13 protein-coding genes, 1 tRNA gene and 1 pseudogene are annotated in these 13,893 nt (G+C 69.4%); 7 read left to right on the plus strand and 8 right to left on the minus strand.

Features of this window, described 5'->3' with window-relative positions; translation table 11 throughout:
- From H531_RS14530 to H531_RS0111115, 3 genes and pseudogenes are all read left to right on the plus strand, one after another.
- Positions 1 to 297 (plus strand): annotated as a pseudogene (locus H531_RS14530) (transposase); the annotation flags it as partial.
- Between the two features lie 61 nt (positions 298 to 358).
- Positions 359 to 434: transfer RNA gene (locus H531_RS0111110), tRNA-Lys, on the plus strand.
- A 41-nt stretch (positions 435 to 475) separates the two neighbouring features.
- Positions 476 to 1,498 carry a DUF815 domain-containing protein gene (locus H531_RS0111115; protein ID WP_022799409.1) on the plus strand — a complete coding sequence of 341 codons (1,023 nt, stop codon included), beginning with the start codon at positions 476 to 478 and terminating at the stop codon, positions 1,496 to 1,498.
- Here the strand turns inward: H531_RS0111115 and pyrG are convergent.
- The gene (pyrG, locus tag H531_RS0111120) at positions 1,485 to 3,140 is read right to left on the minus strand and encodes a CTP synthase (RefSeq protein WP_022799410.1); all 1,656 of its coding nucleotides are present in this window, start codon (positions 3,138 to 3,140) and stop codon (positions 1,485 to 1,487) included. The genes H531_RS0111115 and pyrG overlap by 14 nt on opposite strands.
- Before the next feature lie 142 nt (positions 3,141 to 3,282).
- Here pyrG and rplM point away from each other — a divergent pair, with 142 nt between their 5' ends.
- Positions 3,283 to 3,708, plus strand: a complete 426-nt coding sequence (gene rplM, locus H531_RS0111125) for a 50S ribosomal protein L13 (RefSeq protein ID WP_022799411.1) — start codon at positions 3,283 to 3,285, stop codon at positions 3,706 to 3,708.
- Positions 3,708 to 4,094 carry a 30S ribosomal protein S9 gene (rpsI, locus tag H531_RS0111130; protein ID WP_028490817.1) on the plus strand — a complete coding sequence of 129 codons (387 nt, stop codon included), beginning with the start codon at positions 3,708 to 3,710 and terminating at the stop codon, positions 4,092 to 4,094. The genes rplM and rpsI overlap by 1 nt, the downstream gene beginning before the upstream one ends.
- Before the next feature lie 125 nt (positions 4,095 to 4,219).
- Here rpsI and H531_RS0111135 read toward each other — a convergent pair whose 3' ends face one another.
- Genes H531_RS0111135 through H531_RS0111160 form a run of 6 tightly spaced genes read right to left on the minus strand, consistent with a single transcriptional unit; the run spans position 4,220 to position 9,827 of the window.
- Positions 4,220 to 4,621: a hypothetical protein gene (locus H531_RS0111135; RefSeq protein ID WP_022799413.1), complete on the minus strand. Its 402-nt coding sequence runs from the start codon at positions 4,619 to 4,621 to the stop codon at positions 4,220 to 4,222.
- Between the two features lie 10 nt (positions 4,622 to 4,631).
- Complete coding sequence (locus H531_RS0111140) at positions 4,632 to 5,171, minus strand: hypothetical protein (protein WP_022799414.1); 540 nt, start codon at positions 5,169 to 5,171, stop codon at positions 4,632 to 4,634.
- Positions 5,172 to 5,196: 25 nt separating this feature from the next.
- Positions 5,197 to 6,501: a sensor histidine kinase gene (locus tag H531_RS0111145; protein WP_022799415.1), complete on the minus strand. Its 1,305-nt coding sequence runs from the start codon at positions 6,499 to 6,501 to the stop codon at positions 5,197 to 5,199.
- A complete protein-coding gene (locus tag H531_RS0111150; RefSeq protein ID WP_022799416.1) occupies positions 6,476 to 7,120 on the minus strand; it encodes a response regulator transcription factor in 645 nt (214 codons plus the stop codon). The genes H531_RS0111145 and H531_RS0111150 overlap by 26 nt, the downstream gene beginning before the upstream one ends.
- The gene (locus H531_RS0111155; RefSeq protein WP_022799417.1) at positions 7,117 to 9,072 is read right to left on the minus strand and encodes a protein kinase domain-containing protein; all 1,956 of its coding nucleotides are present in this window, start codon (positions 9,070 to 9,072) and stop codon (positions 7,117 to 7,119) included. The genes H531_RS0111150 and H531_RS0111155 overlap by 4 nt, the downstream gene beginning before the upstream one ends.
- The gene (locus tag H531_RS0111160) at positions 9,072 to 9,827 is read right to left on the minus strand and encodes a PP2C family protein-serine/threonine phosphatase (RefSeq protein WP_022799418.1); all 756 of its coding nucleotides are present in this window, start codon (positions 9,825 to 9,827) and stop codon (positions 9,072 to 9,074) included. The genes H531_RS0111155 and H531_RS0111160 overlap by 1 nt, the downstream gene beginning before the upstream one ends.
- A gap of 25 nt (positions 9,828 to 9,852) precedes the next feature.
- On the opposite strand from H531_RS0111160, the gene H531_RS0111165 reads away from it, so the two are divergent.
- Both H531_RS0111165 and H531_RS0111170 read left to right on the plus strand, forming a co-directional pair.
- Positions 9,853 to 11,562 carry a hypothetical protein gene (locus tag H531_RS0111165; protein ID WP_022799419.1) on the plus strand — a complete coding sequence of 570 codons (1,710 nt, stop codon included), beginning with the start codon at positions 9,853 to 9,855 and terminating at the stop codon, positions 11,560 to 11,562.
- A gap of 2 nt (positions 11,563 to 11,564) precedes the next feature.
- Entirely contained in the window at positions 11,565 to 12,800 is a 1,236-nt protein-coding gene (locus tag H531_RS0111170) for an MFS transporter (RefSeq protein ID WP_281167156.1), read from the plus strand.
- Here H531_RS0111170 and hemB read toward each other — a convergent pair.
- Positions 12,797 to 13,777, minus strand: a complete 981-nt coding sequence (gene hemB / locus H531_RS0111175; RefSeq protein ID WP_022799421.1) for a porphobilinogen synthase — start codon at positions 13,775 to 13,777, stop codon at positions 12,797 to 12,799. The two genes, H531_RS0111170 and hemB, sit on opposite strands and share 4 nt — an antisense overlap.
- Positions 13,778 to 13,893: the final 116 nt, after the last annotated feature.

The raw sequence follows: 13,893 nt of genomic DNA on the forward strand, positions 1-13,893 counted from the left end.
TTCTTCCGGCTTTTGAAGACGGGGCTGGGGCTTGAGACCTTCCAGGTGCGGGGGCTTGCCCGGATCCGGAAGGTGGTGGCGGTTTTGCTGGGGCTGGCGGTGTTCCTTTGGGAAGTTGAGCGGTTGGGGGATCCGTTCAAGGGGTTTCTTTTGCAGCTCGGGGGCAAGCTGGGGCTGCCCAGCGAGAGGGATGGTCCGTACCTGCTCCTGAGGGGCCTGGTTCGCCTGCTCAACTATGAAGTCACCCAAGAACTCTTGAAGCAGGCTAAGGGAGGGCGAGGAAGGAGTTTTGGGTAAAGCCCTGTACCTTTTCCCTTGACAGGGGGAAGGGGGACGGCTACACTAGCCTTTGGCGTTTGGGCCGCTAGCTCAACCGGTAGAGCAACCGACTCTTAATCGGTGGGTTACAGGTTCGAGTCCTGTGCGGCCCACCATACCCCCCGGGATCGCCCGGGGCCTTTTTATGATGGGGCCCATGGACCTACCCCAAAGCCCCTTGGACCTTCTGGCCCTGGACCTGCCCCAGGGGGAGCCCTGGGGTTATGCCTTTGCCCAGGCCCTTCTCAGGGCACCCTGGGCCTGGCGGGCTTTAAGACCCACCCCGGGCATCCTGGAGCTTATCCAGAAGGACCTCGAGGCCCGCTTCCTGGAGCTGGAGCGCCTAAGGAGGGAGTCCCCCCTGGAAAGCCTAGGGGAGCGGCCGCCCCACCCTGCGGAGGAGGGAGCCCTAAAGGCCCTTTTGCACCGGGACCCCGGGGCCATGGTAAGGGTGCTCCAGGCCCACGGGCCCTGGCCCTTTGCCCTTTACCGCGCCTTCCGCTTTGACGGAACGCTTCACCCCTTGCCCCGCCCCCGCCTCCCCCGGCCGGACGAGCTCGTGGGCTACGAGGCCCAGCTACAGGCCCTCACAGAGAACGCGCGGCGGTTTCTCCAGGGCAAGCCCGCCCTGCATACCCTCCTTTACGGAGCCCGGGGTACGGGAAAGAGCACCGCGGCCAAAAGCCTCCTCCACCTAGAGGGGGCGAGGATGGTGGAGGTGGAAAAAGGAGCCCTCCCCCGCCTCGAGGCCCTCCTGGAGAGGCTCGCCCTCCTTCCCCACCGCTTCTTCCTCTTCCTGGACGACCTCTCCTTAGACTCCGAGGACGAGGCCTTCCACCACCTGAAGGCCCTCCTGGAGGGGAGCCTCGAGGGGCCGCCCGAGAACGTTCTCCTCCTCGCCACCTCCAACCGGCGCCATCTGGTGCGCCTCGGGGAAAACCCCCTTCCCGGGGAGGCCCCCGAGGCCTGGGACGCGCTTCAGGAGAGCCTGGCCCTCGCCGAGCGCTTCGGCCTGGTCCTCACCTTCCCCCCCTTTGACAAGGCCCTCTACCTGAAGGCGGTGGCCCACCACCTGGGCCGGACCCTCACGGAGGAGGAGGCAAGGGAGGCCTTGCGCTTTGCCCTAGCCAGGGGGTTCTCCGGACGGGTGGCAAGGCAGTTCGCCCTCACGCGGGCCTGAGGGCCCCCTGGTGCCGCAACGCCGCCTCCACGAAGCCAGCAAAGGGCGGAGAGGGGCGCATGGGCCGGCTCTTGAACTCGGGGTGGCTCTGAAGGCCCAGGAAAAAGGGGTGGTCCTTAAGCTCTATGGCCTCCACCAGGCCTGCCCCTCGGCCCTTCATCCCGGGGGTGACCCCGGAGATCCCCAGGCCCGCCCTCTCCAGCTGATCCACATAAAGGGGGTTCACCTCATAGCGGTGGCGGTGGCGCTCCAGGGCCTCCTCCTTGCCGTAGAGGCGGTGGAGGAGGGTGCCCGGCTTGATGCGCATGGGCCAGTCCCCAAGGCGCATGGTGCCCCCGAGGCCCTCCACCTCTAGCTGCTCGGGCATGAGGTCAATCACGGGGTGCGGGGTGTAGGGGTCAAACTCGGTGGAGTTGGCCCCCTTGAGGCCGGCCACGTTCCGGGCGAACTCTATGACCGCCACCTGGAGGCCCAGGCAGATGCCCAGGTAGGGGATGCCCTTCTCCCTCGCGTACTGGGCCGCCCGCACCTTGCCCTCTATCCCCCGCACGCCGAAGCCCCCCGGGACCAGGATCCCGGAAACGTCGCCGAAGGCCTCGTCCAGGTCCGCCCCCTCCAGGCTCTCGGCGTCCACCCACTTCACCTCCACCCGGGCCCGGTTCTTGATCCCGGCGTGCTTTAAGGCCTCGAGGAGGGAGAGGTAGGCGTCCGGCATCTTCACGTACTTTCCGGCGATGGCGATGCGCACCGTGCGCTCGGGGCTCTTGAGCACCCGCACCGCCTCCTGCCAGAAGGCGAGGTTAGGGAAGACGGGCTCCAGCCCCAAGGCCCTTTCCACCGCCCGGCCCAGGCCCTGCTCCTCCAGAAGAAGGGGCACCTCGTAGAGGTGCTCCACGTTGGGGCTGGAGAAGACGTGCCCGGGGCGGACGTTGGTGAAGAGGGCCACCTTCTTGCGCACCTCCTCGGGGACGGGCTTCACCGAGCGGAGCACCACGGCGTCGGGCTGGATCCCCACGCCCCGAAGCGTAGCCACCGAGTGCTGGGTGGGCTTGGTCTTGAACTCCTCGCTGGTCTCCAGGTAGGGCACCAGGGTCAGGTGGATGTAGAAGGTGTTCCCCTCCCCCTCGTCAAAGCGGAACTGGCGGATGGCCTCCAGAAAGGGCAGGCTCTCAATGTCCCCCACCGTGCCCCCCACCTCCACCACCGCGATCTCCGCCCCCTGCTCCTCGGCCACTTTGCGGATCCTCTCCTTGATCTCGTCGGTGATATGGGGGATGACCTGGACCGTCTGGGAGAGGTACTCCCCCCGGCGCTCCTTCTGGATCACCGAGAGGTAAACCTGGCCCGTGGTGAGGTTGTTGCCCCGGGAGAGGTCCAGGTCCAAAAAGCGCTCGTAGTGGCCGATGTCCAGGTCGGTCTCGGCCCCGTCGGCGGTGACGAAGACCTCCCCGTGCTCGTAGGGGCGCATGGTCCCCGCGTCCACGTTGACGTAGGGGTCAATCTTAATGGCCGTCACCCGGTAGCCCCGCGCCCGGAGGAGGGCCCCCAAGGAGGAGGTGAGGATCCCCTTCCCGAGGCTAGAGACCACACCCCCGGTGACGAAAACGTACTTCCTGGGCTTTGCGCTGGAAACCCCGTCCACGGGTCTTCAGCCTACCACATCTGGCCAAGGAGGGCGGGTGTGTGGTAGAGTTTAGTTTGGCGTTCTTGCGGGGTCCCCCGATCCCCCGTCAAGAAGCGGAAGCCTCGCCCTATAGACCCTTAAGAGGCTAAGGAGGCCCCTGGTGAAGACGTACGTGCCGAAGGAAACGGAACCCCGCTGGGTTCTCATTGATGCCGAGGGGAAGACCCTGGGAAGGCTGGCCACCCAGATCGCTACCCTCCTTCGGGGCAAGCACCGCCCCGACTGGACCCCCAACCTCCCCATGGGGGACTTCGTGGTGGTGGTAAACGCCGACAAGGTCCGCCTCACCGGGAAGAAGCTGAAGCAGAAGATCTACACCCGCTACAGCGGCTACCAAGGCGGCCTCAAGGAGATCCCTGCCGAGAAGATGCTTGCTACCCACCCCGAGCGGGTGCTGGAACACGCCGTGCGGGGGATGCTCCCCAAGGGCCCCCTGGGCCGCAGGCTCTTCAAGCGCCTTAAGGTCTACGCCGGGCCCGCCCATCCCCACCAGGCGCAGAAGCCCGTGAAGCTGGAGGTCAAGTGATGGAGCAGTACTACGGCACCGGAAGGCGCAAGGAGGCGGTGGCCCGGGTTTTCCTCAGACCCGGAAGCGGAAAGGTCACCGTCAACGGAGAGGATTTCCAGGACTACTTCCAGGGCATTGTCCGGGCGGTGGCGGCCCTGGAGCCCCTGCGGGCGGTGGACGCCCTGGGCCGGTTTGACGCCTACATCACCGTACGGGGCGGGGGCAAGAGCGGCCAGATAGACGCCATCAAGCTGGGGGTAGCCCGGGCGCTTCTCCGGTATAACCCCGACTACCGGGCCAGGCTCAAGCCCCTGGGCTTCCTCACCCGGGATGCCCGCGTGGTGGAGCGGAAGAAGTACGGCAAGCACAAGGCCCGCCGCGCGCCCCAGTACTCCAAGCGCTAGAGCCTTCCCTCACCCTGCCCCCGGGGCCTCCCCGGGTGATTTTTCCCCGGATAGGGGCCCGCCGGGAGGGAAGGGGCCCCCGGCCATACAGGGGACGCCCCTCCCCCTAAGCCCGGGAAAGGGCCTTAAGGAGGCGGGGAAAGGGGCAGAGGGGACAGGTCCTCCCCCAGGCGCAAGACCCCCACCACGCGGCCCCGGTGGAGGACAAAGCAGCGGTACTCCCCCGGCAGGGCGACCACCCATCGCGCCAGGGAAAGCTCCTTCAGGAAGGCGAAGGGCCGCCTGGGGAGGGGCCTCCCCTTAAGGGGCCCCAGGTGAGGGAAAGGCCTTCCCCGCTCCACGGCCAGGAGGAGGAGGGGCCTCTCCTGGCCCAGGAGGACCAGGATGGTGCCGTCCTCCCGGTAGAGGGCTAAGACCTCGAGGCCCCGGAGGACCTCGAGGCACCGGGCCCGCGCCGCCTCCGGCCCCGGACCCTCCCCCAGGGCAAGCCCCAGGAGCAGGAGGAGGACGGGCCCGAGGCGGCGCACGGCAGGACCCCTAGAACCCCCGCTCCGCGGAGATCAGGGCGAGGGCGGCCCAGGAGAGGAGGAGGGCCCGCCCGGGCTCCTTGTCCAGCCGGCCCTTGGCCTCGGCGATCAGGTCCCTCACCAGGGGGTCCTGGCCGCGGTAGTAGGCCAGCTCCTTCTCGGCCCGCTCCAGCGCCTCGGGGGCCCGTTCCTTGACCCTCCGGGCCAGGGCGTGCCGGAGGGCTTCCCAGCGCTCCACGCGGGGATGGTGCCCCTCCCTCGGCGCGGGCTTGAAGCCCTCGGGGGCCCCTTGGGCCGCCCGGTAGAGGAGGAGGGCGGCCTCGGCCTCGCGGAGGGCCCGGAAGTAGGCCTTGGCCTCGTGGCTCCTCTCTGCCCGGGCCTTCACCTCCTTGGCCCAGGCGAGGAGCTTCTCCTCCCCGCCTGCCCGCTCGGCCACCCTCTCCAGCCGGGAGAGGGCCCCCGCCGCCCGGGCCTCCATCCGGTAGTCCGCCCGCTGGGCCAGGGAAAGGCCCGCCAAAAGAACCAGCGCACCGAAAACCGCTTTCTTCACCTCCCATCACCTCCCGAGGCCCAGGCTAGCCCTCCTCCCCAAAGGGTGCACCGGGGGAAACCTTAAGGGAGGCCAAAGGGAGAAAGAGCCCCACCGCCGCCCCGCCGCGGTTCTCCGCCCGGGCCTTTCCCCCGTGGGCCCGGGCCACGGCGGCCACCAGGGCAAGGCCCAGGCCCGTCCCCTTCCCCCCGTGGACGAAGGGCTCGAGGACGCGGGGCAGGAGGGGCTCGGGGAAGCCCGGCCCCGAGTCCACGAGCCAAAGCCACACCCCCTCGCCCTCCCGCACCAGCCTGGCCCGCACCGGGAGCTGGCCGTGAAGACGGGCGTTTTCCAGGACGTTCTCCACGGCCAGGGCCAAAAGCTCAGGGTCCGCTGGAACCACGCCCTCCCCCTCCACGGCCACCCCGCGCTCCTCCAGGAAGGCCCGGAGGTCCAGGAGCCTCGGGGAAAGGGGGTGGGCCTCGAGGCGGGAGAGGCGGAGGAGGCCAGCGAGAAGGGCCTCCATCCGCTCCGCCTCCCGTAAAGCCCCCTCCAGGGCCCTGGGCTCGGGCCTCCTCTTAAGCACCTCCAGGAAGCCCTTGAGGGCGGCGAGAGGGTTACGAAGCTCGTGGGAGGCGTGGTGGGCGAAGCGCCGGGCCGCCCTCTCCTTTTCGGAAAGCTCCCCTAGGAGGCCCACCACCCGCCGGAAGAGGGCGTTCAAGGCTGAGACCACCGGGCGGAGCTCGGCGAGGCCTGGGTCGGGCAGAGGGCTTAGGTCCTCGGGGGAGCGCTCCCTTAGCCCCCGCTCCAGGCGCCTTAGGGGGCCTAGGAGCCAGGAGAGGGCAAAGGCGGCGAGGAGAAAGACCAGTAGGAGAAGCCCCCCGCCCCAGGTGGCGTAGAGGAGGAGAAGCCGCCTCCCCAGGCCCGAAACTCCCTCCAAAGGCACCGCCAGGCCGAAGCCCAAGCCTTCCCCCGGCAACGCCACGTAGAACGCCCCCCGCCACACCCCCTGGTAGGGCCGCCCTTCCTTGAGGGCCTGGAGGAGCTCCGGGGGCAGGGGCCAGGGGGCGAGCTGGGTGAAGCGGGCCTCCTCCCCCCGCACCACGAACCCCACCCCGCCGCCGAAAAGCTGGCTCAGACGGAAGAGCTCCAGGAGGAGGGCCTCCTCCCCCCTCGGTCCTTCCTCCTTAAGGAGGAAGAGCCGGGTGAAAAGGGCCCGGCTCAGGTCCTCGCCCGCCGCCCGCTCCGCCTCCTTGGCGGAGAGCCAGGCCAAGGGCAAAAGGAGGAGGAGGAGGGCTAGGAGAAGGAGGGCGAAGAGCCTTGCCCTAAGGGAGGAAAAGGCGGTAGCCATGGCCGCGCACCGTCTGGATGGGATTGGGCTCCCCCAGGGCTTTTCTGAGGACGGAGAGGTGGACCTCCAGGGTGGCGGGCTCCACGGGCTCCCCCCAGACCCGAAGCATCAGGGCCTCCTTGGAGAGGACCTCCTCGGGGGCCTCCAGGAAGGCCTTTAGGAGGAGGAAGGCCTTGGGGGAAAGGCTAAGGCGCCTCTCCCCCCGGAAGGCCTCCATGCGCCTCGGGTAGAGGCGGAGGTCCTTGTAGGCGAGCACCTCCTCCCGCCTCCGGGCCCGGCGGGCCAGGGCCTCGAGGCGGGCGAGGAGCTCCTGAAGGCTATAGGGCTTTACCAGGTAGTCGTCCGCTCCCGCTCTAAGGCCCTTCACCCGCCACTCCACCCCCTCCAAGGCGGTGAGCATGAGGACGGGCACCTCCGAGCGGGCCCGGATCTCCTTGAGGAGGGAAAACCCGTCCCCCTCGGGCAGGAGGACGTCCAGGACCACCGCCTCCGCCCAGGGAAGGAGCTCCAGGGCCGCCCTGGGGCTCGCCGCGGAGCGCACCTCGTGCCCCTCGAGGGAAAGCCCGAGCTCCAGGGCCTCCCGCACCCCGGGGTCGTCTTCCACCAGGAGGATCCTCATACCGGGTTCTTCCAAAGGGAAAGGGCGCGCACCGGGGCGTAGACCTCCAAGGGGGGAAGCGGCTCGCCGGTCTCGAGGTCTAGGCGGTGGATGCGGGTGCTCCCCCGCCGGGCGGCGTAGAGAATGCCGTCCAGGGGCAAAAGCTCCACCAGGCTCATCCGGTCCTCCCCCTCCAGGAGGGGCAAGGAAAGGGAGGAAAGAAGGGCCCCCGAGAGGTCCAGCACCCTCACCTTGCCCGCCTCGGCGTCGTAGACGTAGAGCCTTTCCTCCCCGACGCCCACGCCCCCGAGAAGCCTAAGGGCCTCGCTTTCCTTGGAACGTCGGAAGGCATACCGGGAAAGGTAGCGCCCATCCAGGGAAAGCCGCTGGACCTGGCGGTTGCCGTAGTCCAGGACAAAGAGGTACTCCCCCGAGGCCACCAGGGCCTTGGGGTCCTGAAAGGTCCCCCGCCCGGGGCCCTGCCCCCCAAAGCGCCCCTGGTACTGCCCCAGGAGGTCCAGGCGGCTTAGGGTGGCCGTCTCCCCGTCCAAGACGAAGAGAAACCCCCCGGCCACCGCCAGGCCCAGGGGAAAGAGGAACTCCCCGGGCTTCATCCCGTAGGGCCCCGCGGAGAGGAGGAGCTCCCCTTCCGGAGAAAAGCGGTGGAGCATCCGGGCCCCGTGCTCAAAGACCGCAACCCAGATGCCCCCCTCGGGGTCGGCGGCCACGGCCAGGGGCGGGGCGGGGAAATGCCCCTTGGCGGAGCCGATGCCCGAGATGAGCCGGCTGGCGGTGCCTTCCAGGTCCAGAAAGCGGACGGTCCCCTTCTTGGCCTCCACCCCCAGGAGGAGGTAGTAGGGGTGGGCCAGGCCCCTCTCTTCCTCCCACGGCCCCTCGAGGACCCGGATCACCTCCTCGAGGCCCGGGCGCTTGGAAGGGTCCTTCTCCAGCATCCTGAGGGCGAGGTCGGAAAGGGCCTGGGGGATCTCGGGCTTGAGCTGCTTGGGGGGGGTGGGCACCTGGAAGATCTGCTGGTGGATCACGGTCTCGTACCCCCCGGTGAAGGGGGGCTGACCGGTGAGGGCCTCGTAGAGGACGATGCCCAGGGAGTAGATGTCCGAGCGGTGGTCCAGCTTCTGCCCCTTGGCCTGCTCGGGGCTCATGTAGACAGGGGTGCCGATCCGGGCCCCGGTGATGGTGAGGCGGGTGAGGACCTTGCCCGCGGCGATGCCGAAGTCCATGAGGCGCACCCCCCGGGGGTCCACCCCGTCCTCCCGGAGGGCCCCCTTCAGGACCATGACGTTCCCCGGCTTGATGTCCCGGTGGACGATCCCCTGGGCGTGGATGTGCCGGAGGGCGTCCGCCACCCGGGCCAGGATGGCCGCCGCCTGCTTGAGGTTCAGGCGCCTTTCCTCAATGAGCCGGTCCAGGCCCTCCCCGTCCAGGAACTCCATGGCGATGAAGTGAACCCCGTCCACCTGGCCATGGTCGTAGACCTTGACGATGTTGGGGTGGTCCATCTTGGCCAAGACCTCCGCCTCCCGGTGGAAGCGGCGCACAAAGCGGGGGTCGCCCACAAAGCGCTCCTGGGGCACCTTAAGGGCCACCAGGCGGCCCGTCCTCTTGTCCTTGGCCTTGTACACCGTGGCCATTCCCCCCACCCCCACCTTCTCCAGGACCTCGTAGCGCTGGGAGAGGCTCTGGACCTCCTCCGTGGTCTTGGTCCGGGTGGGGCGCTTCTCCCGGGAAGCCTGCCGCTTCGGCGCCCGGCGCCTCGGGCCCAGGTAGAGGCGGGGGGCGGCCAAGGCCCCCAGGGCGAGGAGAAGCCAAGGAGCGGCCGCCTCCGGACGCATCCCCGAAACCACCCCTACCCCCGAGAGGGCGGCGAGGAGGAGAAGGAGGGGCCAAGGGCCGAGCCGCACCGCAAGGAGGGCGGTGAGGAGGACCAGGAGAAGGGCAAGGAGCCAGATCATCACTCCACCCGAAGGGCCACAGCGGTCACGTTGTCGTCCCCCCCGCGGCGGAGGGCCTCGGAGAGGAGGGCCTCGAGGCTCCCCTGCAGGTCCTTGCCGAGGGTCCACTCCTCTTCGGGTACCAGGCCGTAAAGCCCGTCCGTGACCAGGAGGACCCCCTCTCCCGGGGACAGGCGCACCCCCTTCAGGTCAACGCGGGCCTCGGGCAAGCCCAGGGCCCGGGTGAGGACGTGGCGGTAGGGGTGGCGCTCCGCCTCGGTGGGGGTCAACACCCCCTCCTTGAGCCGCTCCGCCACCCAGGAGTGGTCCTCGGTCAGGCGGCGGAAGCCCCGGGGGCCGAAGAGGTAGGCCCGGGAGTCCCCGATGTGCCCCACCACCCCCTCCTTAAGCCAGTCGGCGTAGAGGAAGGCGGTGAGGGTGGTCCCCATCCCCCGCCTTCCCGGCTTCTCCGCCTCCCGTTCCACCCGCCTCTGGGCCAGGGCGAAGGCCTTCTCCATCACCCGGGAAAGCCCCACGGCCGGGCGCCCGCCCCTCAGGTGCTCGGCGTAGGCCCGCGCCGCCTCGGAGAGGGCCTCTATGGCCAGCTTGCTCGCCCACTCCCCCGCCTCCATCCCCCCCATGCCGTCGGCCACAGCCAGGAGGAGGAGGTACCCCGGGGGCACCTCGAGGCGGAGCACCCGGTGGAAGTCCTCGTTGTTCTGGCGGCGGCCCACGTGGGAGGCGGCGGCCACCTGGAAGCGGGGGGCGAAGCGCATCGCCTCCATTGTATAGGATGGAAGCGTGGAGCGCCTTTCCGACCTGGTGGACCTCTACGAGTACCGGGTGGAGGACCTGGCCCAGGGCCGCTCCCCCAAGGGAGGGAAAAGGGCCCTTTTGGAGCTCCGGGCCCTCCTGGTCCAGGCTAGGCTTCCCGCCCCCCTCGCCAAGCGCTTCCGCCAGGCCGACGCCCGCTTCCGCGCCCTGAAAAGGGCCGCGGAGCCGTCCCCGCCCCTGGACCTCCCCGCCCTCCTTCCAGGGGAACCCGAGGAGAAGGAAGCCCCGGAAAAAGAGGTCCTTCGCCGCCTGGCCCTGGGGGTGTGGCGCCTCCTGACCGCCAGGGAGGTCCGGGCCCGGGCCAAGGACCTCCTCACCGGCCGCCGGGAGGAGCTGCGCCTGGTCCACGCCTTTTTGCAAAACTACCTGGCCTACCGGGAACAGGAGGCGTTCCGGCGGGACTTCAACCTCTCCCGCTTCGCCCCCACCCACCCCATCCCCTCCCTCTCGGAAAGCCTGGCAGACCTCGAGGACCCCCGGGTGGCGGAGGCCCTCCTCCTGGAGTACCTGGAGACCGTCCTCCACCTACCCAAGGACCTCCCCCTTCCCCCGGAGGAAACCCGCACCTACGTGCGCCGCTTCCTCCACCGCATCCTGGAGTGGGAGGAGGCCTACGGCCTCCCCCCCAAGCGGGACCTCCTGGCCCTAAGGCGGGCCCTGGAGGAGGCCCGGCGCCTGGGGGCCAGCGAGAAGGAGATCGCCCGCCTGGAGGAGCGCCTTAAGCAGGAGGCCCAGGAGGAGCGGCGGCGGGAGCTCCTCTTGGAGGAGGAAAGGCGCCGCTTCCGGGTGGCCTCGGAGAAGGTGCTCGCCCTCCTCCAACTCCTCCCCACCCCCCAGGGGGAAACCCCCTGGCCCGAGGTGCCCGAGCCCGGCCGCGTGGGGGAGAACCTCGCCACCCTGCCCCTTGCCCCGGGCCGCGTTCCCCTCGGACCCCTGGTCCTCACCCTGAGCCAGGTGGAGGGCCGCTGGCACCTGGGCCTGGCCGGGGAGGACCACCCCCTGGAGGGGGCCCTGGTCCTCCCCTGGGAGGACCTCGAGGTCCTCGCGGTGCGGGAAGGGGACCTCCTCCACCTGAGGCTGGAGGCCCGGAGCGGCCTCAGGCTTTACGAGCTCCTCGCCGAGGGGCGGGTGCTCGCCCTGCTCCTTTCCCCGAAGGGGGATTACGCCCACCTCCGCCTCCTCCGCGCCCTCTCCGCAAGGCTCAAAGGGGAGTTCCGCCCCCAGGAGTTCGGCCCCCACCTGGCCGAGAAGTACCGCCTGGCCCAAGAGGAAGCCCTCTTAGACTTTGCCCGCAAGGGCCTGGAGCTCACCACAAGGCGCCTAGGGGGCACCCCCCCCGAACCCCTCCTCCTCGAGGTGGGCCGGGCCCTGGGCCTGGAGGGAGAGGCCCGGGCCCTGGCGGAGGCCCTGAAGGAGTACCTAGGCCGCCGCCCCCCCACCCAGGAAACCCTGGGGGGCGAGGTGCACTTCCTCTCCCTCTCCCCCGAGCCCATGAGCCTGAGGGTGGGGCATACGGTGCTCTTCCTGCGCCTCAAGGAAGATTCGGTCTACCTAGGGCAGGCCGGGGAGGTGCCCCGGCGCCTTAAGGACCTCGGGGTCTACCGGCTGCCCGAAGGGACCCTGGTCCTGGCCCGGGAAGGGAGGCGCTTGGCCTACCTGGTGGTTGGAACGCCTTGACGCTGAGGGCCTCCCGGGTATACTCCAGGAAGGGGTCTATGAAAGTACTTAGGCATCCGGCTTTCGCCCGGCTCTTCCTCTCCTACCTGGTCTCCCAGGCGGGAAGCAAGGTCCACCGGGTGGCCTTGCTGGTTTTGGTCTACCTCCTCACGAAAAACGCCCTATGGGTTTCCCTGGTGCTGGGGGTCCAGCTCCTCGGCACCGTGGTCTTCTCCCCCCTCCTCTCCGCCTGGGCCGACACCCAGGACCGAAAGCGGCTTCTCGTCTGGTCAGACCTCCTCAGGGCGCCCCTGGTGGCCCTCATCCCTCTCCTCGGGGCCAAGAGCCTCCCCGTCCTCCTCCTCCTCGTCTTCCTCATGGAGCTTCTCCGCGACCTCCACGACCCCATCCAGAACGCCGTGGTGCCCGACCTGGTGCCCAAGGAGGAGGTGGACGAGGCAAACAGCCTCATCCTCCTGGCCGACCGCCTCTCGGAGGTGCTCTTCGTGGGGGCGGCGGGGGTCTTGGTGGCGGCGGTGGGGCCCGCCTTCGCCTTCTACCTGGACGCCCTCTCCTACCTGGCCTCGGGGCTCCTGCTCACCGGTCTCCCCTCCTTAAGGCCTCAGCGCCTCCCCAAGGCGGGGTACCTGGAGCGGGTGAAGGAGGGCCTGGGCCACCTCCTCCACCACCCCACCCTCCGGCGCGCGGTGGGCACCCTCTTCGCCGCCGCCTGCTTCGGCTCGGTGGAAACCGCCTTGGGCGTGGTCCTGGCCCTCAAGTGGCTCGGGGTGGGCTCGGCAGGCTTCGGCCTCATGGAGGCGGCCATGGCCCTCGGGGCCATCCTGGGAGGGCTTGCCCTACCCCAGATCCTCAAGCGGCTGCCCCGGGAGCGGCTCTTCCTCTACGCCCTCCTCTTCTTCGGCCTGGTTGAGGCCTCCATGGGCCTCTTCCCCATCTTCTTCTGGGTGGTGGCGGCCTTCTTTCTGGCGGGCTTTTTGAACATGGCCTTCATCGTCCCCGCCCGCTCCCTCCTCCAGCTCCACACCCCCCAGGAGCTGCGGGGCCGGATCTTCGCCGCCTTCAGCGCCGTGATGAACGCCGCCGTGCTCCTCGGCACCATGCTGGGCGGGGCCTTGGAAGGGCGGATTGGGGCCCCTCTGGTCTTCCTCCTGGCGGGGACCGGGGTGGCCCTGGCGGCGGGGTACGTCCTCCTCAGGGGAGGGATCCCGACCCCAAAGGAGAACCCTGGGGCCGCCTAGGCTTCTTTCAGCCAGCGGGCGGCCTCGAGGGCGTAGTAGGTGAGGATCCCCTGGGCTCCGGCGCGGCGGAGGGCGAAGAGGCTTTCCAAAACCGCCCTTCGCTCGTCCAGCCACCCCTTCAGGGCCGCCGCCTTCAGCATGGCGTACTCCCCGGAGACCTGGTAGGCGAAGAGGGGCTTCGCGAAGCGCCCCTTGAGGGCGTGGAGGACGTCCAGGTAGGGGAGGGCAGGCTTCACCATGAGCATGTCCGCGCCTTCTAAATCGTCCAAGGCTGCCTCCCTCAAGGCGTCCCAGAGCCCCGCCCGGGGGTCCATCTGGTAGCCCGAGCGGTCCCCGAACTGGGGGGCGCTTTGGGCCGCCTCCCGGAAGGGCCCGTAGAAGGCGGAAGCGTACTTCACGGCGTAGGAGAGGATGGGCACGTGGGCAAACCCCCCCCGGTCCAACGCCTCCCGGATGGCCCGGACCTGCCCGTCCATCATGGCGCTTGGGGCCACCACGTCCGCCCCCGCCTGGGCCTGGGAGAGGGCGGTCCTGGCGAGGAGCTCTAAGGTGGCGTCGTTGTCCACGTAAAAGCCCAGGGGGCCTTCCCGGACCACGCCGCAGTGGCCGTGGTCCGTGTACTCGCAGAGGCAGGTGTCGGCGAGGACGAGAAGCTCGGGGAACGCCCGCTTGAGGAGCCCGATGGCCCGCTGCACTACCCCGTCCTCGGCGTAGGCCCCCCTCCCCAGGGGGTCCTTGGCCGCCTCGGGCAACACCCCGAAGAGGACGACCCCGCCAAGGCCCGCTTCCAAGGCTTCCTCTCCCACCCGCGGAAGCTCGGCGAGGGGGTGGCGGAAGACCCCGGGCATGGAGGGGACCTCCTCCCGCTCCCCGCCCTCCTTCACGAAGAGGGGGAGAAGGAGGTGCTTAGGGGAAAGCTCTACCTCGGCCACCAGGGGGCGGAGCAGGGGCGAGCGAAGCCTTCTTGGGCGCTCCATGCCTCCACTATACCCTGCCCCTTGACGTGGGCCGGGTTCGGGAGTTCTTTGGAACCGACATTCCGCACCCCTCTTCCTTGGCCTTAGGATTTTGGGATGGAAACCACACCCGACCT

It is taken from the genome of Thermus islandicus DSM 21543, from assembly GCF_000421625.1.
GTDB lineage: Bacteria > Deinococcota > Deinococci > Deinococcales > Thermaceae > Thermus > Thermus islandicus.